The 18,654-nt window shown below is 61.7% G+C and carries 19 protein-coding genes and 2 pseudogenes; 15 read left to right on the top strand and 6 right to left on the bottom strand.

All coding sequences use genetic code 11. From position 1 onward, the window contains the following. The first annotated feature begins 201 nt into the window (after nt 1-201). From RAD16_RS06450 to RAD16_RS06435, 4 genes are all read left to right on the top strand, one after another. Complete coding sequence (locus tag RAD16_RS06450; RefSeq protein ID WP_008129886.1) at nt 202-1,236, top strand: glutamine synthetase beta-grasp domain-containing protein; 1,035 nt, start codon at nt 202-204, stop codon at nt 1,234-1,236. 200 nt (nt 1,237-1,436) lie between these two features. After that, nucleotides 1,437-2,138: a GrlR family regulatory protein gene (locus RAD16_RS06445; RefSeq protein ID WP_458157043.1), complete on the top strand. Its 702-nt coding sequence runs from the start codon at nt 1,437-1,439 to the stop codon at nt 2,136-2,138. A gap of 19 nt (nt 2,139-2,157) precedes the next feature. After that, complete coding sequence (locus tag RAD16_RS06440) at nt 2,158-2,844, top strand: substrate-binding domain-containing protein (protein WP_458157042.1); 687 nt, start codon at nt 2,158-2,160, stop codon at nt 2,842-2,844. A gap of 32 nt (nt 2,845-2,876) precedes the next feature. Next, nucleotides 2,877-3,698, top strand: a complete 822-nt coding sequence (locus RAD16_RS06435) for a tetratricopeptide repeat protein (RefSeq protein ID WP_458157041.1) — start codon at nt 2,877-2,879, stop codon at nt 3,696-3,698. Between the two features lie 13 nt (nt 3,699-3,711). On the opposite strand, the gene RAD16_RS06430 is transcribed toward RAD16_RS06435, so the two are convergent. After that, on the bottom strand, nt 3,712-4,170 hold the full coding sequence (locus RAD16_RS06430) for a hypothetical protein (RefSeq protein WP_458157040.1): 459 nt from the start codon (nt 4,168-4,170) through the stop codon (nt 3,712-3,714). Between the two features lie 101 nt (nt 4,171-4,271). Here RAD16_RS06430 and RAD16_RS06425 point away from each other — a divergent pair, with 101 nt between their 5' ends. Both RAD16_RS06425 and RAD16_RS06420 read left to right on the top strand, forming a co-directional pair. Continuing rightward, nucleotides 4,272-4,421, top strand: a complete 150-nt coding sequence (locus tag RAD16_RS06425) for a hypothetical protein (RefSeq protein WP_128925370.1) — start codon at nt 4,272-4,274, stop codon at nt 4,419-4,421. A 258-nt stretch (nt 4,422-4,679) separates the two neighbouring features. After that, a complete protein-coding gene (locus tag RAD16_RS06420) occupies nt 4,680-5,384 on the top strand; it encodes a GrlR family regulatory protein (protein ID WP_458157039.1) in 705 nt (234 codons plus the stop codon). Nucleotides 5,385-5,588: 204 nt separating this feature from the next. On the opposite strand, the gene RAD16_RS06415 is transcribed toward RAD16_RS06420, so the two are convergent. Beyond that, nucleotides 5,589-6,065 carry a DUF4440 domain-containing protein gene (locus RAD16_RS06415; protein WP_458157038.1) on the bottom strand — a complete coding sequence of 159 codons (477 nt, stop codon included), beginning with the start codon at nt 6,063-6,065 and terminating at the stop codon, nt 5,589-5,591. A 1,339-nt stretch (nt 6,066-7,404) separates the two neighbouring features. Here RAD16_RS06415 and RAD16_RS06410 point away from each other — a divergent pair. The 6 genes and pseudogenes from RAD16_RS06410 to RAD16_RS06385 all read left to right on the top strand — a co-directional run. Beyond that, nucleotides 7,405-7,923, top strand: coding sequence for a DUF305 domain-containing protein (locus tag RAD16_RS06410; protein WP_458157037.1), 519 nt, complete (start codon nt 7,405-7,407; stop codon nt 7,921-7,923). Nucleotides 7,924-8,026: 103 nt separating this feature from the next. After that, nucleotides 8,027-9,088: an alpha/beta fold hydrolase gene (locus RAD16_RS06405; RefSeq protein WP_458157036.1), complete on the top strand. Its 1,062-nt coding sequence runs from the start codon at nt 8,027-8,029 to the stop codon at nt 9,086-9,088. A gap of 16 nt (nt 9,089-9,104) precedes the next feature. Then, complete coding sequence (locus RAD16_RS06400; RefSeq protein WP_458157035.1) at nt 9,105-10,568, top strand: YncE family protein; 1,464 nt, start codon at nt 9,105-9,107, stop codon at nt 10,566-10,568. Between the two features lie 35 nt (nt 10,569-10,603). Further along, nucleotides 10,604-11,131: a sigma-70 family RNA polymerase sigma factor gene (locus RAD16_RS06395; RefSeq protein ID WP_458157034.1), complete on the top strand. Its 528-nt coding sequence runs from the start codon at nt 10,604-10,606 to the stop codon at nt 11,129-11,131. Next, nucleotides 11,128-11,901 carry an anti-sigma factor family protein gene (locus tag RAD16_RS06390; protein ID WP_458157033.1) on the top strand — a complete coding sequence of 258 codons (774 nt, stop codon included), beginning with the start codon at nt 11,128-11,130 and terminating at the stop codon, nt 11,899-11,901. Before RAD16_RS06395 ends, RAD16_RS06390 begins: the two co-directional genes overlap by 4 nt. 481 nt (nt 11,902-12,382) lie before the next feature. After that, nucleotides 12,383-12,575, top strand: a pseudogene (locus tag RAD16_RS06385) (GrlR family regulatory protein); the annotation flags it as partial. 304 nt (nt 12,576-12,879) lie between these two features. On the opposite strand, the gene RAD16_RS06380 reads toward RAD16_RS06385, so the two are convergent. Both RAD16_RS06380 and RAD16_RS06375 read right to left on the bottom strand, forming a co-directional pair. Further along, entirely contained in the window at nt 12,880-13,074 is a 195-nt protein-coding gene (locus RAD16_RS06380; protein WP_458157032.1) for a hypothetical protein, read from the bottom strand. Nucleotides 13,075-13,464: 390 nt separating this feature from the next. Continuing rightward, nucleotides 13,465-13,710: a hypothetical protein gene (locus RAD16_RS06375; RefSeq protein ID WP_458157031.1), complete on the bottom strand. Its 246-nt coding sequence runs from the start codon at nt 13,708-13,710 to the stop codon at nt 13,465-13,467. A 405-nt stretch (nt 13,711-14,115) separates the two neighbouring features. Between RAD16_RS06375 and RAD16_RS06370 the strand changes: the two are divergent. Further along, nucleotides 14,116-14,427: pseudogene (locus RAD16_RS06370) on the top strand (tyrosine-type recombinase/integrase); the annotation flags it as partial. A 254-nt stretch (nt 14,428-14,681) separates the two neighbouring features. On the opposite strand, the gene RAD16_RS06365 reads toward RAD16_RS06370, so the two are convergent. Then, on the bottom strand, nt 14,682-14,993 hold the full coding sequence (locus RAD16_RS06365) for a hypothetical protein (protein ID WP_458157030.1): 312 nt from the start codon (nt 14,991-14,993) through the stop codon (nt 14,682-14,684). Nucleotides 14,994-15,160: 167 nt separating this feature from the next. Between RAD16_RS06365 and RAD16_RS06360 the strand changes: the two genes are divergently transcribed. Next, nucleotides 15,161-16,204: a medium chain dehydrogenase/reductase family protein gene (locus RAD16_RS06360; RefSeq protein WP_458157029.1), complete on the top strand. Its 1,044-nt coding sequence runs from the start codon at nt 15,161-15,163 to the stop codon at nt 16,202-16,204. 271 nt (nt 16,205-16,475) lie between these two features. Continuing rightward, on the top strand, nt 16,476-16,883 hold the full coding sequence (locus RAD16_RS06355) for a hypothetical protein (RefSeq protein WP_458157028.1): 408 nt from the start codon (nt 16,476-16,478) through the stop codon (nt 16,881-16,883). An 824-nt stretch (nt 16,884-17,707) separates the two neighbouring features. Here RAD16_RS06355 and RAD16_RS06350 read toward each other — a convergent pair. Next, a complete protein-coding gene (locus RAD16_RS06350; RefSeq protein ID WP_458157027.1) occupies nt 17,708-18,607 on the bottom strand; it encodes an alpha/beta fold hydrolase in 900 nt (299 codons plus the stop codon). Nucleotides 18,608-18,654: the final 47 nt, after the last annotated feature.

The following is an 18,654-nucleotide window of genomic DNA, read 5'->3' as shown; positions in this document are numbered from 1 at the left end:
GCGAAGGTGCGCTTCTATGCCGCACGTCGCTGTGGATGGTTTGCTGCCGGCAGGCCGACCCCGGCCGCGGTCGACAACCCTGAGCGCTGCGGCCTTTTGGCACGTTAAATGCTTGTAAAGGGCCGGCCGATGATGGCCGGGTACAAACGTGCGGGGGCCTTTGCCGGCCCCCACCTTTCGCATCATCTACAGAGAGGCTCAATGACCAAGTATAAGCTCGAGTACATCTGGCTCGACGGATATACGCCGACACCGAATTTGCGCGGCAAAACCCAGATCAAGGAATTCGCGTCGTTCCCGACGCTCGAGCAGCTTCCGCTCTGGGGCTTCGATGGCTCCTCCACCCAGCAGGCCGAAGGCCACAGCTCCGATTGCGTGCTGAAGCCGGTCGCGGTGTTCCCGGACGGCGCCCGCACCAACGGCGTGCTCGTGATGTGCGAAGTCATGATGCCCGACGGCAAGACGCCGCACGCCTCCAACAAGCGCGCCACCATCCTCGACGATGCCGGCGCCTGGTTCGGCTTCGAGCAGGAATATTTCTTCTACAAGGACGGCCGTCCGCTCGGCTTCCCGGCTTCGGGCTATCCGGCCCCGCAGGGTCCGTACTACACCGGCGTCGGCTTCTCGAACGTCGGCGACGTCGCCCGCAAGATCGTCGAAGAGCATCTCGACCTCTGCCTCGCGGCCGGCATCAACCATGAAGGCATCAACGCGGAAGTCGCGAAGGGCCAGTGGGAATTCCAGATCTTCGGCAAGGGCTCCAAGAAGGCCGCCGACGAAATGTGGATGGCCCGCTACCTGATGCTGCGCCTGACCGAGAAGTACGGCATCGACATCGAGTTCCACTGCAAGCCGCTCGGCGACACCGACTGGAACGGCTCGGGCATGCACGCCAACTTCTCCACCGAGTACATGCGTACGGTCGGCGGCAAGGAGTACTTCGAGGCGCTGATGGCCGCGTTCGACAAGAACCTGATGGACCACATCGCCGTCTACGGCCCGGACAATGACAAGCGTCTGACCGGCAAGCACGAGACCGCGCCGTGGAACAAGTTCAGCTACGGCGTTGCCGATCGCGGCGCGTCGATCCGCGTTCCGCACTCCTTCGTCAACAACGGCTACAAGGGCTATCTGGAAGACCGTCGTCCGAACTCGCAAGGCGACCCATACCAGATCGCTTCGCAGATCCTGAAGACGATTGCGTCCGTCCCGGCTGACAAGAAGGCTGCGGCCTAAAATCCTCCCGGCCCGGGCTAGGGGGCTGGCCCGGGTTGGCATTCAATCCGCCGGAGCTCAAAAGGCTCCGGCGGATTTTTGCATTCTGACGACAGCCGATGTTGTGGGTCTGCCGGCCATGCCGGCTTGAAGTCTGTCCATCGCCGCCGAAAGCGGGATAGAGTGTCCGCAGGATGCGCGCAGGGCCGGGGACACGGCTGGTGTTTGAAGGCTTCTACAAGGTGCGGTTTCAACTCGGCGACGCCGTCGGCCGGAGCGTGATGCATGCCGGCAATGGCAAGATGCTCGGCGGCAATTCGGCGTTCGCCCATATCGGCAGTTACGAGAAGACCAATGCCGGCATCGACATCGTCATCAAGACTGTCCGCCACAACCCCGATCCGAACTACCGCGCCATGGCCGGCACCGACGACGCGACCCTGATCGCGAAAGGTTTTGCCGACGGCGATCTCTACCGCTTCAAGGGCGAGCTGAAGGAGCTGCCGGGCGTGCCCTTCCAGTCGGTGATGACGCCGATCACCGAGGACGGGGTGCCGGTCGCCGGCGGCCTGGGCGAGGGCGGTATCGCCGATGGTCTCTACTCGGTTCACCTGCGCATGCTCGACGGCGTCGACGGCGGTCTCACCGGCGTGATGCTGCTCAACCGGGGCCGCATCCTCGGCGGTGACGCCGCGTTCTACTATCTCGGCAGCTACACCGCCGCCAACGGGCGCTGGAAGGGCCAGATCCTCAACCAGGAGCACACGCCGGCCAAGGACGATCCGATCTTCGGCGGCCACGAGGTCGGCATCGGCTTCTCCGGCAGCTATGATGGTGAACAGGCGGTGCTGGAGGCGACCGCGCTGGCCGGCAAGCGCAGCCTGCGCCTGACCGCTGCGCTGAAGCTGATGCACCGCGCCTGAGCCTTATCCGGGAATACCCATGGCAAACACCATTCGCATGCTCTCGACGCTCGGCCTGATGGGCGCGATGCGCAGCCTGTCCTCCGCCTTCGAGGGGACAAGCGGCATCCATGTCGATGCCGACTTCGCGCCGACGCTGGCGCTGCTCAAGCGCCTGCGCGAGGGCGAGGCCGCCGATCTCGTGATCCTCACGCGCGAGGGGCTCGACGAGATGATCGGCGAGGGGCGCGTGATCGCGGACACCGCGGCCGATCTGGCGCGCTCCTTTGTCGGCATGGCCGTGCGGGCAGCGCAGCCGCATCCCGATATCGGCAGCGCAGCCGCGCTGCGCGCGACGCTGCTGGCGGCGCGGTCGGTTGCTTATTCGCGGCTGGGCGCGAGCGGTGTCTACTTCGCCCAGCTGATCGTGCGGATGGGGATCGCGGCCGAGATCAACGCCAGGGCGACCATCGTCGAGCAGGGCTTTACGGCGGAGCGGCTCGTCAGCGGCGAGGCTGATCTTGCCGTGCAGCAGATCAGCGAGCTGAAGCAGGTTGGCGGCATCGAGGTGATCGGTCCGGTCCCGCATGATTTGCAGACACCGGCGGTGTTCTCCGCCGGCCGCATGGCCAACGCGAAGCAGGCCGAAGCAGCCGACCGGCTGCTGCGCTATCTGGCCTCGCCCGAGGTCGTCCCCGTGCTGCGCCAGTCGGGACTCGAGCCTTGAATTTGCCGGGGAGGGGACGCAACGTGGCGCCCATGCGGACCTATCTTCTTACCATTCTTCTCGCGCTGGCCGCGCCGCTCGCGGCGCATGCGCAATCGGCCGACCTCGTCCTGTGCGACCGGGTCGCCGCCGATCCCAGCGATCCCGACAAGCCGGCTGACGTGAAGGGCGTGGCGGAGATCGCAAGCTCCGACGTCGCGACCGCGATCAAGTTCTGCAAGCAGGCAGCAAGCTCGTCGCGCCGCGCGATGTTCGCGCTCGGCCGCGCCTATGCGGCCAACCGGCAGACCGGCGAGGCGATCGCCGCCTGGCGCAAGGCTGCGGACAAGGGATCGAGCGCGGCGATGGTCGAGCTCGGCGTTGCCTATGGGACCGGCGCGGGCATTGCGAAGGATGAGGCGCAGGCGCGAAAACTGTTCGAGAAGGCGGCGCAGGCCGGCAATCCCCGCGGCGTCAGCAACCTTGCCGCGATCGGCGGCGCCGGCGGTGCCGCGCCGGCCGATCCCGCGCAGGCCCGCGCGCTGCTGGCCAAGTCTGCCGAGACCAACGCCGAGGCGCAGTATCAGCTCGGGCTGATGCTCTCCGAAGGCACGGGCGGGGCGCAGGACGACGTCGCGGCGCGGGCGCTGTTCGAGAAGGCGGCGGCGCAAAATCATCCCGGCGCGCTGGAGCGGATGGGCGCCTTCGCGCAGGAAGGCCGCGGCGGTGCCAAGGACAAGGACGCCGCAAAGGCCTATTACGAGCGCGCTGCCGCGCTCGGCGACGAGGACGCCAAGAAGGCGCTGGAGCGGCTGCGCTGCCCCTATGCGATCAAGGACAAGCAGGGCAAGCTCGTCACCACGCTGTGCTTCTAGAAAGCGCGTCCGCTCACTTCATGTAGTAGGCAAGATTGTTGCGGGCGTCGCGATAGGTGGTCTCGAGAAAGTCGGGATACTCCGCGGCGGCCTGCGCCACGGCGCGCACGATGCAGGCCCAGAAATCGCCGTCCCATTTGAAATGCGCTTCCGTCGCGCTCTCGAACTTGACGGCGGTGATGATGGCCTGCCTGATCGCGTCGTCACCGGCGCGCGGATGGGCGCGCTTCACATAACCGAACATCGGGCCTTCATGGGCATGGTCGCGGTCGTAGCGGTATTTCTCGGACAATTGCTGCGGGGTGAGGGTGCGATTGATGCGCACCTCGTCGTCGGTCGGACGGCCCTCGATCGAGTTCAGCCGGTAGCGCCAGCGCCAGAGCTCGAACGCGGCATCGAGCAGTGGCTGCTTCGCCGCGCTGGCGATGAAGGCTGCGATCCGTTCCTCGGCCGATGGCTCTGTCTGGTTCATGGCCCTTGGTCGCGGGCTTGTGCCGGCGGGTTCGAAGGGGCGGATGGAAGGAACGAGCTTCGGGACAAGCCGTTGGGATCATGCAGGCGAAAGGTGCGACCATGATCCGTAAACTGGCATCCGGCGAATACCGCCTCTACTCACGCAAGGTGAATCCCAGGACCGGCAAGCGCCGCAACCTCGGCACCTTCAAGAGCCGCGCGGCGGCCGAGAAGCACGAGCGCGAGGTGCAGTATTTCAAGCGTCACTGACGCATGGGGAGGGGCCGTCCGGGGGGAGCCAAACAAAAAAGTCGAAAAACAACCCCATGCACAGTAGCCAAGTGCTTGAAATTGCAAGCTTGCGGATTTTGCGAAGCCGGTTTGACTCGTCGGGCAAAACAGGAGCATGATGGCATCGTGCAGAGAGGGCCCCGCGGATGGCCCCTGCGCGGAAAAGCCGGATGGAAACGACGTGGCGGCGGTGCTAGGTAGCCCGCGATTCCTTTTGCATTTTATGGGCTGATTGCATTGCTGGACGGACTCTACAAGGTTGAATACGGCGTCCACGATGCGTTCGGGCGCAGCATCATGTGCCTGCATGACGGCAAGATGCTGGGCGGCAATTCAGCCTTCGCGCATCTTGGCACCTATTCCGAGCGCGACGGCGAGATCGTCGCCGAGGTCATCACCGAGCGGCACAACGAGGATCCCAATTACAAGCCGCTGATGGGGGCCGATGTCGCCAGGATCGGCGCACGCGGCCGGCTGATCGGCAACCAGATCCGTCTCCACGGCAGCGCGGACACGATGCCGGGCGGCAACTTCTGGGCGAACCTGACGCGGCTCGACGACGAGGCGCTGCCGCCGAGCGGCGTGGTCGGTCCGGGCGGCATCGTCAACGGGCTCTACGGGATGGGCCTGCGCGCGCTCGACGGGGTCGATGCCGGACTCTCCGGCGTGATGCTGCTGATCGACGGCCGCATCCTCGGCGGCGATGCGTTCTTCTACTATCTCGGCTCGTACTCGTCGGCGGACGGGCGCTGGAAGGGCGAGATGCTGAACCAGGAGCACACGCCGGCGAAAGGCGAGAACCCCGTGTTCGGCGGCTACGAGGTCGGGATCGGCTTCTCCGGGACCTGCACGGCCGACAGCGGCGAGCTCGAAGGCATCGCACTCGCCGGCAAGCGCAGCCTGCGGCTGGCGGCTTCGCTGAGGCTGATGCGACGCGCGTAGCGACGGATCGTTCCGTTCGTCTGCTGTGCTGCCAGAAGGAGACGTTGAGCGCGCGCACCTGGATGTCGGTCTTGGGCCACAAGCGGACTCATGCATTGCAGCAAACATCAGGAGGGCCTTTGCCCCGCGCGGCGGCTTATTCGGCCGCCGCGAACAAGGGGCCGGTCGTGCCTGCGGGCACGGTTGTTTGGCCCTTGATTGCCTCTACTTATTTGCGGAGCTTGAACCGGTCGTCGCCGATGCCGCGGGAGGAGGTGGCATCATGTTCCACGTGTCGGCGCGATATTTCCAGTCTGCGCCCTCCTGTACGATGACGCTCAAATACGTTCCAGTGACGTGCTGGCCTCCAGCGTCAGCTGCCCAGGTGCCGGCTTGATAAAGCGACTTTTGGTCTAGCATGTTCGCCTCGGCGACCGGCAGAACCATATTTTCGAGTTTTTCGCCTATCATCTCATCCATGAATTTGCGGATATTGTTCGCACCGATGATGGGTTGATCTTTGCCTTGCGGTAACAGGACGGCGTCGGCCGTGTACAGAGCAGTGAGGGCAGCTGCATCCTTCTTGTTAAAGGCCTCGATCCACTTGTCGTCGAGGCGCTGCGCGATTGTTTTGGCGTCGTCCGCCAAGGCGGGGGTGACGACGGCGAACGTTAGTAACAATACGCAAAGCGTCTTTTTCATAACACTCCTCCGTATGGTTAGCTTCCTGGACACGTCACGTCGAAACTATATGAGAGAGACAGACCTCTGTCAGTTTGTTTGCTGCGGCATCTGAAAAACGCCGGCCGGATGATCTCCGCCTATCCCTGATCGACCAGCGCTTCGTCTGCGCTGCCTGCGGCAAGCAAGGCGCAGAGGTCCGGCCGGATCTGGGGCCTATACGATCACGGAGAAGATGGATTCAACTTAGACGCATTAGCTGGTCAGTTCCGCAATGGGTCACGAGCGGCGGTCACCGCAAACCATCGTACAACGTCCGGCCCCCCGCAAACAGCCGACATGGCGGCTGCTGTTGCGTTGGGCAGCTCAGGACCGATTCTGTTGAAAAGGGTCGCCGTTGCGACGCGGAGATATCACTGATTCAGTCTGTCCCAGCAGGACTGCACGGCATGATGGAACATCGGCATACAGATGTGCACTGAATGGGAGGACGCAGATTACATTTCGGCAATCCGCCCAGCGAGCGGCATCTAAAAGGCGTCCATCACAAACCTTCGATTTGGGGCAAGCTAACCCAGCCGAGCCGGAATAAAACGCCGCGAGATTCGTCATGACGAGAGCGCAACGGGTGGCGGCAGCGAGGGTAAACGTCCTCGCGCTTGCTGAAGCCCAAACCCAAAGGAGACGTTCGATGACTCCAATTCAACTCTTTTCGGCGGCATTGATTGCGGTCGCCATGCTCACGACATCAGCTGCGGCTCACGAGACCTCAGCGGCCGAGCGATACGCCGTACAGACGCACCATGCGAGTGCCGCCCCGGCGGACCAGTGGCTCTACAGTCATGCCCGCATGCCGGCACCGGCCACCGCGAAATCCGACCTGTCGCTCCAGAACCAGCCCGGAGGCGTTTGCGACGCCGGCGATAGTCCGCGAATCTGTTGAGCCCGTTTGTAAGGGCGGGTTAGCGAAGCGTAACCCAGCGGCGTATTGCGAGAGAGAGAGGCGGATCTGGCTTTGCAGGAAAAGCTGAGCCCAATCCGCCGCTTGGACGGGCAAATAGGCGGGTTGGCACCCTTCAAGATGCGGTCAACGTAATCGGCCAGCTCCGGGACATGTCCTTCGTGTCGGCCCGATAATATCCGATTCCCGCCGCTAGCAATCGCAAGCGGAATTCTCCACGACGCGTGCCAGCAAACCTAACGTCTATGTGATCGGCCTCCCTGGACGATCCTTTGTCCTTGCAACGATTGCGCTTTTCAAGATTCGGCGAGCCGCCCCTCCGGAGTTTCTTGCAGGCGCGGCGGAATAGGACGCCCCCCGGCACGTCACACCCACAACACACCAGTCATGGAGCTGACAATGCATCAGTCATCGTTTCGCAGCGCCGCAATGGCACTCTTGAGCCACCTCCCTAAGCATGGTCTCGGCGCTGCGTTCCTCGGCGCGCGCCTTCTTGTCGCGTTTGCCCTTCCGTCACATGTGATGGCGCAGGAACACCACCCGCCTGCGCCGCCGGCAGCCACCGTCGACGAAGCTCCGTTCTGGAAAGAGAACGAGGCGGCAATGATCAAGATGATGAACGATATGGCGATCAAGCCGACCGGCGATATCGATCGCGATTTCGTAGCAATGATGATCCCTCATCATCAGGGCGCGATCGAGATGGCGGTCAGCGAATTGCGCTATGGCAAGAACGAACAGCTGCGGCGCATCGCGCAGGAGATCATTGTCGACCAGGTTCAGGAAATCGCGGCCATGAAACTTGCGATCGGCGAATCCGTAACGAATTCCACGCCTGCTCCGACGCAACAGCAACCGGCTTCCAGTCCGGCACAACATCACCACTCCGGCATGCAGATGGACACGCCATTACGATAACGAGACCTCCGCTGGTGAATTGATCGTGGCATTGCAAACCAAACCGGCAATGGCGGGCGAACTCATCGGCGCACGAAGATGCAACGATCAGGAGAACATCAAGATGTCAGACAAGATCAACCACGATCGGCGGCGCTTCTTCGGCACAGCAGCGATGATCCTCGCCGCAACCCAATTCGCCCTCAACGATTCCGCCAACGCGCAATCAGCGAGCAAGAAGACTCAGGATGCGCGCACCTTCAAGCCGAGCACGAACACCTCGTTCGCGTCGCTGAAGCAAGTCGACGCCGGGCTTCTCAATGTCGGCTACGCCGAAGCCGGTCCCGCCGACGGCGCGCCCGTCATCCTACTGCATGGCTGGCCCTACGACATTCACAGTTTTGCCGATGTCGCGCCCTTGCTGGCGTCGGCGGGTTATCGCGTGGTTGTGCCCTATTTGCGCGGTTATGGCACCACGCGCTTCCTCTCCGACGCGACGATCCGCAACGGCCAGCCGTCGGCAGTCGCCGTCGATACTATCGCGCTGATGGACGCGCTCAGGATCGAGCAGGCGACGCTCGCCGGTTTCGACTGGGGCGCGCGGACGGCTAACATCGTCGCAGCACTCTGGCCGGAACGCTGCAGGGCCATGGTCTCGGTGAGCGGTTATCTGATCGGCAACCCTGAAGCCGAAAATAGACCGCTGCCTCCAAAGGCCGAGCTGCAATGGTGGTACCAATTCTATTTCGCGACCGAGCGCGGTCGCGAAGGTTATGACAAATACCGTCACGACTTCTCGAAGCTGATCTGGCAGCTCGCGTCGCCGAAGTGGGCGTTCGACGACGCCACCTTCGATCGCAGCGCGAAGGCATTCGACAATCCCGATCATGTCGCGGTCGCGATCCATAATTACCGCTGGCGGCTCGGCCTCGCCGAGGGCGAACGGAAATACGACGATCTGGAGAGAAGGCTCGCCCAGCGTCCGGTTATCACCGTGCCGACCATCACCATGGAAGGTGACGCGAACGGTGCGCCGCATCCCGACCCTGCGGCCTATGCAAAGATGTTTTCCGGCAAGTATTCGCACCGGACCATCACGGGCGGCATCGGGCACAATCTGCCCCAGGAGGCTCCTCAAGCCTTTGCCGAAGCGGTGGCTGACGTCACGAAAGCTGCTGGCCTTTAACCAAAGGATGACGAAAATGAGCAAGCTGTTCTCAATCGCCAAAAGCCTTCTTCTTGCAAGCACGATGCTTGCGGCCTGTGGCAGTGCGTGGGCAGGCCAGGCGCCCGGCGCGCTATCCGCGCCCGATGTCCCGATCAGCCATCACGACCGCGTTTATGCCGCGGAACAGTTCTCCAATACGGTCTCGGTGACTGACCCGGTCGATAACAAGCTCCTCGGCGTGATCAGGTTGGGAGATCCGCAGCCAGCCAATTTCAGCCCTCTCTACAAGGGCCAGGTTCTCGTCCATGGCATGGGCTATTCGCCCGATCATCGGACGCTGGCCGTGGTTTCGATCGGATCGAATTCCGTGACCTTCATCGACACTGCCACGAATGCCGTGAAACATATGACCTATGTCGGCCGCTCTCCGCATGAAGCGTTCTTCACTCCCGACGGCACGGAGGTCTGGGTAACCGTGCGCGGCGAGAACTACATCTCCGTGATTGACAGCAAGACCTTCACGGAGAAGACGCGCATCACGACGCCTAACGGGCCCGGCATGCAGATCTTCTCGCCCGACGGCAAATACGGCTATATTTGCTCGTCCTTCAATCCGGAAACCGACGTCGTATCCGTGGCTGACCACGAAATCATTGCAAAGGTCAAGCAGGAAAGCCCGTTCTGTCCGAACATCGCCGCGACGCCGGACGGAAACCAGGTGTGGTTCACGCTCAAGGATGTCGGCAAGACCCAGGTGTTCAACGCCAGGCCGCCGTTCAACCTGATCAAGACGATCGACACAGGCCCGATCACCAACCACGTGAACTTCGCTCATACCGCGAAGGGAACGTTTGCCTATGTAACAATCGGCGGCTTGAACGAAGTCAAGGTATTCCGCACCGACGATTTTTCGCAAGCCGCAACCATCCCGGTGGGGGATCTTCCGCACGGCGTGTGGCCGTCCGGCGACGGGGCGCGCATCTATGTTGGACTGGAGAATGCCGATGCACTCACGGCCATCGACACTGCAAGCAACACCGTGATCGCAAACATTCCGGTCGGACAAGCGCCCCAGGCGATCGCCTATGTGCCCAATGCTGCTCCAGATCCCGACGATCACCAAAACCTGCAGCCTCTTGGTGTCGCCGCCCAGGCCTCGCATCTGGCGCTTGCGGCAAAGCAGGCCAAGGACGGACAGCAGCCGACCAGCGTTGCGCTGTTCGATCAGGGATTGATCCAGGTGTTGCAGGCGTCCGTCACGGGGCTCGAGCCAAAGCAGAAGTACGTGCTCGCGCTGGCCGATCGCGCGGACGGGGGTGGTCCCCTGCAACCGCTGGCGGCCTTCATGACCAATCCGGCGGGATCGGCGATCGTTACTGCGACCGGTCCGCTCCGGCAAATCGTCAAAGATCCCGCGCCCCCAGAGCGGCGCTATCTGGTGATTGCCCCCGGAGATATGACGACGTTCGGAGAGGCAGTACAGGTGCAGACCCGATAGTGCTAGAGTAATGCAAGCCGCAGGCGGAGCGCGCCATGAAAGACATGCTGCTGCAGGTCGAACCGCTGATACCCGCGCTCCGCCGCTATGCCCGCGCCCTGGTTCGCCATCGTGCCAATGCCGACGATCTGGTGCAGGACTGCCTGGAGCGTGCCGTCAGCCGCTGGCACCAGCGGCGCGACGGCGACGTTCGCGCGTGGCTCTTCACTATCGTCCACAACCTGGCAATAAGTCAGTTTCGTCAAACGGCGACGCGCGGCAGGCATGTTCCGATCGACGAGACCAATGAGGACGATTTCTGCGAGCCCGCCGTGCAGGAACGGAAAATGATGTGTCAGGATGTCATGAACAAGCTCGCGAGACTTCCGGAGGACCAGCGCGCCGTGCTGCTGCTTGTTGCGGTAGAGGATCTCTCTTATGCGGATGCTGCAAAGGTGCTTGATATTCCCGTGGGTACGGTGATGTCGCGGCTTTCGCGGGCCCGGGAAAGGCTCCAGCAGGAGATCGAAGGGACTGCAGGCAATATGCCGGCCAACGTCGTGTCACTACGGAGCGGGAAATGAGCCCTCGACCGATCACAGAAGATGATCTCCACGGCTATGTGGATCGTGTCCTTGAGCCGGAGCGGCAGGCGGAAGTCGCGGATTATTTGGGCGAACATCCTGATGTGGCCAAGCGTGTCGCTGCCTTGACTGGCCAGCGGGATCTGTTGCGCGCGGCACTCTCGCCGATCGCCGAAGAACCCCTGCCGCCGGAGCTCAATTTGTCCCGAATCATCGAAAACCGCGCGCGGCGGCCTTCGATGGCCCGGTGGGCGATGGCGGCAATGTTGTTGCTGAGCATCGGAGGTTCGGGCGGGTGGGCGGTACGCAGTGCGCTGGAGATGGCGCCCGGCGGACTGGCTGCGCTCGCGCAGGAGGCCTCCATTTCATATAACGTCTACGCGCCGGACCGCGTCCGCCCTGTCGAGGTCCGCGCGTCCGATTCCGCTCAGCTCGTGCAATGGGTTTCTGACCGGCTGCATCGGCCGGTGAGGGTGCCGGATCTGACTACGTCGGGATACCGGCTGATGGGAGGACGGCTTGTCGCCACCTCGCACGGCCCCGCTGCGATGTTCATGTATGACGATGATCGCGGCGGCCGGATTGTCGTGCTGACCCGGCCGATGAGCAATGCGGACCAAAATGCGCCCATGACGCCCCGGTCGCAGGGCGATGTCGGAGGCTTCGCCTGGGCTGATGACGGCGTCGGCTACAGCCTGGTCGGTCAGGCGGCCCCGGAAACCTTGAGGCCGATTGCAAATGAGGTTCGCAGGCAGGCACGGGCGATTTAGACGCCGGATCGGTGACACCGATCAAGGCAGGACCGCGCCATGAGTACAACCGCGAACAGGTTGATCTCGGAACTTCGAGTGAGGAGTCTCAACCGACGCTTCCGTTGCGTCGCGATCTGGCGGAAGGGCTACTATGGGGATGAATGAAAAACTCCCGCGCCCGACAGATCCGCCCTTCCTTTTAGAACAGACATCTTGCGCCCCGCCACCATGTCGCCTTTGGGTCTTGGCTGTGTGAAAACGCGAAGACACTCAATCGCGGTAGAACAAGTTATTCGTCCAAGACCACTTCAGCCGCTCAACGCGACAAGCGAATTCAACTTAGAGGTCGACCTGAAGAACATCATTCTTCGTCGCGTTTTGATTTTTGAGTTTTCACACAGCCAGGGTCATAAGCGACGCCTGACGGTCGGCAGCGGCAGGTCCGCTATGGTCGCATTAGCGGCTATGCTTCGTGGTGCGCTTGGGCCGGAAGCGGGCAGGGAGCTGGAAGGGCGAGATGGTGAACCAGGAGCACACGCCAGCGAAAGGCGAGAACCCCGTCTTCGGTGGTTACGAGGTCGGGATCGGCTTCTCCCTGCACCGCCGACAGCGGCGAGCTCGAAGGCATCGCGCTCGCCGGCAAGCGCAGCCTGCGGCTGGCGGCTTCGCTGAGGCTGATGAGAAGGGCGTAGGCGACGGATCATTTCGCTGGGTCTGTTCTGCCGTCAACAGGTGACATCGCAGGATGACGAGCACGACAGAGGCCGCCAGCTGAAGCGGCCTCACTCACTCTTAAACTCTGCGATCTTTCGATCCTGGCTCCATAGCTCTACGTCGTACCCGTCAGCCAAGGATCTGGCGCGCTTCCTGGCTTCGGCTTCGTCCTCGCAGATCAGTTGGATGCGAAGCTCGATATGTCCGTCAAGGCCCATGATATGTGCGCGATACTCGGGCATCTGCTGCCCCCTTGCGTAGAAGCCACCAACGGAGGCGGCCTCATTCTTCAGGGGGTTGCAGGCCCGGCGACGTCAGCCACCCGTCTATGGCAGAAGCGGATTCGAGCTGGCGCAGTTTGCTTTCCAGAAGATCACGCTGCGGTCCTGGCTGCGTGTTTTCCAGCTCAGCTATGATGCGGGCTCTCTCCGCGTTCAGATTCTCGTCAAATGTGTGGGGTTGTGGGCGTCGTCTCATGGCACTCTCCTTCCCTACGTGAGTTGGGCGGGAGCGCAACCGGCGTCCTCATCACCGACCGAAGCAGCGGTGCCTACGGTGATAGAACCAATATGCACCCGGAACCGGAGCGACGCCAGAACAAAACCCAAGTAACAAAGCCCAAGTGAAGGCTCCCCGGGGCCGCTCGCGGCCTTACTGCAGGAAGTAGAAAGCTCGACATCGCCGCAGCAACGAGGAGGGTATCACCGAAGGTAGCAACGCCAGGACAGATGCGCGCTTGTATGGAATACGAAATCGAAATGAGGAGGGTCGATCATGCTCGCTCCTCTTGGTCTCGCGGGAGCGCAATCGGTTTCTCACAGGGGCCCTTCGGCCCCTAGCCGCAAATCGAAGTCATCGTCTCCGCGCTCAATCGCAGTCCTGCTCCACCTTTTGCTGAGACGGTGCTTGCTCGGCCTCACCGGCCGTCATTTTCTTTGGGTGTTCAGTGGGCGCGGGACGGGTCTGCTCGACCGTGCCTGCCGTCCGATCCGGTGACTGCGAGGAGGGTGCGGGCTCGACCTTCTTTGATTGCTCGGCAGCGGTAGGCTCGCTCTGCATCTGGCGTTGAGCGTCCTGCGACGATGTTGCGACATTCTCGGAGGCTTTGTTCATCGCAGACGTCGCCGGATGCTGCCCGGAACCAGTTGCTGTGGAACCAGTGGTTTGCCCGGTATAGCCTGGGACATTCCCAGATCCTGCATCGCGGCTCGCCATATTGCAGGGACCCGCATATACGGCGCTGGCGCTGGCGGCTAGCACCGCGCCCAAGATCATAAGCCTGTTAGCAAGCATAGTCTTTCTCCTCAAAAAATTGCGTTCGACGCTAAACGAATTGAACAAAACTTCCGTTCCAGTGTATCGGCGCTGCGTGCTTCTCGGCGGTTCAAATTCGCTGTTCGCGCTCCATGCCTCGAAGCCCGCTCCGGGTCATTTCTCTCGGTCGGCTGAACTGGACGCAAGTACGGCTCCAATTGTTCGGAAGCCGACGTAAATTCAGAAGGTTGCCCGCCCGAGAATGATCAGCCTCGTCAAGCCATCGACGACTACTTGCGCGCAACTGGCAAGAAGCCTGGAGATCGCCTATTCACTGGTCGCGGAGGACTAGGCCGCAGCCTGACGACACGGCAGTATGCGCGTCTGCTGTCGGAGTGGCTGGCCGGTATAGGATTGGATCCTCACCTCTTCGGAACGCATTCACTGCGTCGAACCAAGGCGACGCTCATCTATCGACGCACCGGCAACTTGCGGGCCGTGCAGCTTTTGCCGGGCCACACGAAAATCGAGAGCACCGTCCGTTATCTTGGAATAGAGGTCGATGATGCACTAAAGCGCGATGAGATTTGGATGAATCGTCATCGCGCTTTAAGTCGTTGTTTGAGCATGATCTTTTCGGAAAACCGCTGCGCACTTTTCCGGATCATGCTTTAGCATTAGCGGAACAGGTAGACGTCTGAAGTGACTGGGCAGAGCGGACATGCTCTGCCCCTCTTTTGCAGGCGGCTTCGGGGCCAACAACCGACATCGACCGCGTAGCAAGAGACCGCCCGAGGGGCGGTCTCGCATTTGGGCGAGAAGGCGCTCCGTCAAAGATCGACTTGGACGGCAACATTGGAGCGCACCCAATCCGATTGCCCGGCCTTCAGCCGCTTGGCTTGAAATTCAACGAAGGCCGGATCGGCACCCAGTGATGCCAAGGTACGCCCATAAGACTCTACACTATCGAAGCGAGCGACGAAGGCATAGTTTCCGATCTCGCCGCCGATCACGGACCAATAGCTGACATCGGCCCCGTGTTTCCTCCAAAGTGACGCGCCGTCCTTTGCCAGCTGCAGGATGGTTGCAAGATCACTACCGGGCCTTGGATGCGAAACGAACTGCATAATGACTGCAGGCATTTTCCCCTCCGATGAGCAATGATCGCGCCAAGCAACCGGATTGGTCATTTGGCCAGAGGAGAATTCCAAAGAGTACAGCCTCAAGCTTGATCTGGATCAATTCCATTGTTGCGGCCTGGCGGCAGCCTGACCGTTCCGTGCTGGATGTCGGTGCATGGAGATCGGTCATGATGGAGCAGCGCAACCGAGTCGTTCAGGTCAGCCGCTTCGGTGATCCCGGGAGATTAGAGGTGGTGGACGCTCCTCTGCCGACCGCCGGTTCGGGCGAGGTGCGCGTTCGCGTACTCGCGTCGAGTCTCAACTACACCGAGGTGTTGATCAGGCGCCATCTCTATCCGCAAACGATGCGCCTCCGGCCGCCGTTCGTAATGGGCTACGACGTGGTGGGGGCAGTCGATCAGCTCGGCGAAGGCGTACACGACTTTCAGATTGGCGATCGCGTCGCCGACATGACGGTGGTCGGGTCAAATGCCGACTATCGTACGCTTCGGGCGAGCGACGTGGCCCGCGTGCCGGTGGATGTGGACGCGGCTGAAGCGGCTGCGCTGATCCTGAGCTGGACGACTGCGCACCAGCTTCTGCACCGCGCGGCCAAGGTCCGGCGGGGCCAACGCGTGCTCGTGCACGGGGCGGCTGGCGCGGTCGGCCAGGCGCTGCTCGTGCTTGGAGGACTGGCCGGCCTCGAGCTGTGGGGCACTGTACGCCGCGAGCACATGACGCTCGTGCAAGACCTTGGGGCAACGGCAATCAACTACCAGCATGAGGACTTCACGCGGATTGTGCCGGGTGGGTTCGACGTCATTGTCGACGGCGTTGGCGAAGACGGCTACCGCCGCTCATACGCGGCGCTCAAACCGGGAGGCCTGCTCTGTGCCATCGGCTTTTCGGCGAGCGTGCGGGCACAGCGTCGAATGCTGCCAATTTTGATGGAGATCGCGCGCCTCTACCTGTGGAGACTATTGCCCGGCGGCAAGCGAGCCCGCTTTTACTCTGTAAATGCCATGCGGGCACGACATCCCGCTTGGTTCAAGGAGGACTTGGAGCAACTGTTCGGGCTACTGGCAACTGGCGCCATCCGGCCGCGGATCGCCGAGCGGATCTCGTTCGAGGAGGTCGCCGATGCTCACCGTCGTCTCGAGGCTGGCGGTCTTGAGGGCAAACTCGTTCTTTGTCCGGATCTCTCCTCGCGACGCAGCCAGCGTGCGGCCTGAGGCGGCGCGCTTGGGGCCAAATCCGGACCTTTCCGTGGGCCGGCAGAGACTTCGTTTCACCCGTTCCCCGGACTCGTCAGGTGACGTAGAATGTCATTGCCCTTAAAGTGGGATGTGCCGAAATCACCGTCTGGGCAAACGAGCAGCACTGGTGCCATCGGCAAGCGCGCTCTCTTAGAAGCCGTTCTTTTTTCGGTTTCGTACCACCGTTCACCACGAACTTTGCGCGCTGCTTATGCGGCGGCTCGTTCGGTAACGTCGGGAGAAAGCGATGAGCAAGATCGATCGAAGGTCCGCACTGGGAATCGCGTTGGCAGCGGCTTCGGCTGCCATGGTCAAGCCAGCCGCCGCTCAAGCCACAGGCTACAAGGATATGACGCCTTGGCCAGGTGTCGTGGTGCGTGAGTATGAAGGCGAGACACCATCCCTGATCCCAGGTTTTAGGACCGTCTCAATGCGCGATGTCATCATGCAGCCGGGGGCGAAGACCATGGGGCCCCCGATGATGAATGCCATGATCTGCCATATCACCGAAGGGGAGCTTCGGCTTGAGCAGGACGGAAAGACCTTTACGGGCAAGAAGAACTTTGTCTGGACCTGCAACAAGGAAACAAAAGAACAGGCGTACAACGACGGGAATGTGGTCGCGATTATGCGGATCACGGACCTGAAAGCTTAAAGCCCATGTGGAGGAGCGGATGGCGCACGCGACGACGCGCCATCCGCCTGCAGGATCATGGATTGTTGCAATGTCACCGCCGGAGAAAAGTTCGTCCGCTCGCCGGCAAGCGCAGCCTGCGCCTTGCGGCCTCACTGAGGCTGATCCGGCGGGCGTAGGCGGCGGATCATTTCGCTGGGTCTGTTCTGCGGTAAGGCGACGTTGAAGGCGTCTTAAAGTACGGCAGGACCGGAGCTGCGAATTCTGAAAAATTGGCCGATCCTCGAGGCCGCCGTGGGCCAGCAGAAGTGGCCGGCGGAGCAGGGAATTCAAGCCCTGGAGTCCGCTAAGGGGCTGTTATCGGATGTCAGCCGCGGGCGGCACGGAGGGAGCTGGGGTTTTGCGCGTCCGCGGCCTGCAGCAACCTTGGGGGCCTTCAGGCGTTCTGGAGCATGAGCCACAGGAACCTATACATTGGTCTGGTCGCTCTTACTGGAGCCTTCGTCCTGTTTTTGGTCTGGTTTTCAGAGCATTCAAAGGAAGCAGCAATTCAGCGGCTTGAGAGTCACGAGTTTTCGCACTCTCCCGGAAAGTAGTTTTGATCGGAGGCCGCCATGGCCAGCAGAAGTCGCTGGTGGAACAGGGCAGTCAAACCCTGGAGTCCGCCAAGGGCGGTTATCGGACGTCAGCCGCCGACAGGCAGGGAGGTCGGCTGAGGAGCCAGTACCAGAAGTCGCGCTGCTTCATTCAATCACTTCACGAATGGTGGGGCGAAAGAGAGAGCTAGAGCGCTCCGATGGTCACGAGACTAAGGCTCCTCGGAGAACACGAGCAGTCGCACTCTGTTAGTGGCTCGCGATGAAGGCAACTACGGCCTCGTCATAGGCGTGCGGGGCTTCTCCCGGAACGGTGTGAGATGAGTCGGGAATTTTGACCCGCGTTCGTTGAGGCAGGCATCGTTCAAGTTCGTCCACGATGCGTCGGAAGAACTCGGGACTGCGCTCACCATTCGTTACAAGCGTGGGCGCCGAGATGCGCTTTGCCATGTCACAGGTGAACACCGGACGCGGGCGGGTACTTATCACGTCTGCGACGGAAGACAGCGCATTGTCCGACATCATCTTGCGATCGCTCTCGGACCGCCGGTCGTAGGTGCCGGGTCCGCCCACAGTTTCGGCAAACAGCCGCAGCCCGGCATCGATCTCGCCATTTCGGAATGCGTCCCGTGTGGACGCAAACCGAACGTTCCATTCCTTCAAGATCTCCGCGCCACCGGGTGCTCCGGCGAGCAAACCTGTGGCCGGGGGTTCATTGATGATCAGCGTTTGCACCATTTCAGGGTGATTGAGAGCGAAGAACAGCGCAGCATGTGCGCCAGCCGAGTGAGCAACTATATGAGCTCGCTTTACGCCGAGCCCAGCCAGGATGGCGGCCAAATCCTCGCCGTGAACGTCTGCGGCGGCATCAGGCAGACCATCCTTGTTCGTTGCGTTCGGAAAGTGGTTCTGCCGGCTATAGGCGATCACACGGTACGTCTTCGCGAACACCGGCAGATGCGCATTCCAAAAACGATAGTCCTGAAGTCCGCCGTGCACCAAAACGACGGGATCACCTTGCCCAGCCTCGATATAGGCGAATTGCGTGCCGTTGACGCTCACCTGTTTGACATCAGCTCCGATAGCTGGTGCCAAATGCCAGGGACAGAGAATGAGGCCGGATATCAGGGCTTTGAGTGCGAAGTGCATGATGACCTCCTGCATCTCAAGGTAGATAGAATATCCCGGCAATGTAA

This window comes from Bradyrhizobium sp. 18BD, from assembly GCF_054185225.1.
The sequence above is the reverse complement of the archived record's forward strand: the minus strand, read 5'-3'. Positions and strand labels throughout refer to the sequence as shown.

Coding starts and splice junctions, on each gene's coding strand:
- RAD16_RS06450 (WP_008129886.1), top strand. CDS start 202: ATGACCAAGTATAAGCTCGAGTACATCTGGCTCGACGGATATACGCCG.
- RAD16_RS06440 (WP_458157042.1), top strand. CDS start 2,158: ATGGCAAACACCATTCGCATGCTCTCGACGCTCGGCCTGATGGGCGCG.
- RAD16_RS06435 (WP_458157041.1), top strand. CDS start 2,877: ATGCGGACCTATCTTCTTACCATTCTTCTCGCGCTGGCCGCGCCGCTC.
- RAD16_RS06430 (WP_458157040.1), bottom strand. CDS start 4,170: ATGAACCAGACAGAGCCATCGGCCGAGGAACGGATCGCAGCCTTCATC.
- RAD16_RS06425 (WP_128925370.1), top strand. CDS start 4,272: ATGATCCGTAAACTGGCATCCGGCGAATACCGCCTCTACTCACGCAAG.
- RAD16_RS06415 (WP_458157038.1), bottom strand. CDS start 6,065: ATGAAAAAGACGCTTTGCGTATTGTTACTAACGTTCGCCGTCGTCACC.
- RAD16_RS06410 (WP_458157037.1), top strand. CDS start 7,405: ATGCATCAGTCATCGTTTCGCAGCGCCGCAATGGCACTCTTGAGCCAC.
- RAD16_RS06405 (WP_458157036.1), top strand. CDS start 8,027: ATGTCAGACAAGATCAACCACGATCGGCGGCGCTTCTTCGGCACAGCA.
- RAD16_RS06400 (WP_458157035.1), top strand. CDS start 9,105: ATGAGCAAGCTGTTCTCAATCGCCAAAAGCCTTCTTCTTGCAAGCACG.
- RAD16_RS06395 (WP_458157034.1), top strand. CDS start 10,604: ATGAAAGACATGCTGCTGCAGGTCGAACCGCTGATACCCGCGCTCCGC.
- RAD16_RS06390 (WP_458157033.1), top strand. CDS start 11,128: ATGAGCCCTCGACCGATCACAGAAGATGATCTCCACGGCTATGTGGAT.
- RAD16_RS06380 (WP_458157032.1), bottom strand. CDS start 13,074: ATGAGACGACGCCCACAACCCCACACATTTGACGAGAATCTGAACGCG.
- RAD16_RS06375 (WP_458157031.1), bottom strand. CDS start 13,710: ATGAACAAAGCCTCCGAGAATGTCGCAACATCGTCGCAGGACGCTCAA.
- RAD16_RS06365 (WP_458157030.1), bottom strand. CDS start 14,993: ATGCCTGCAGTCATTATGCAGTTCGTTTCGCATCCAAGGCCCGGTAGT.
- RAD16_RS06360 (WP_458157029.1), top strand. CDS start 15,161: ATGATGGAGCAGCGCAACCGAGTCGTTCAGGTCAGCCGCTTCGGTGAT.
- RAD16_RS06355 (WP_458157028.1), top strand. CDS start 16,476: ATGAGCAAGATCGATCGAAGGTCCGCACTGGGAATCGCGTTGGCAGCG.
- RAD16_RS06350 (WP_458157027.1), bottom strand. CDS start 18,607: ATGCACTTCGCACTCAAAGCCCTGATATCCGGCCTCATTCTCTGTCCC.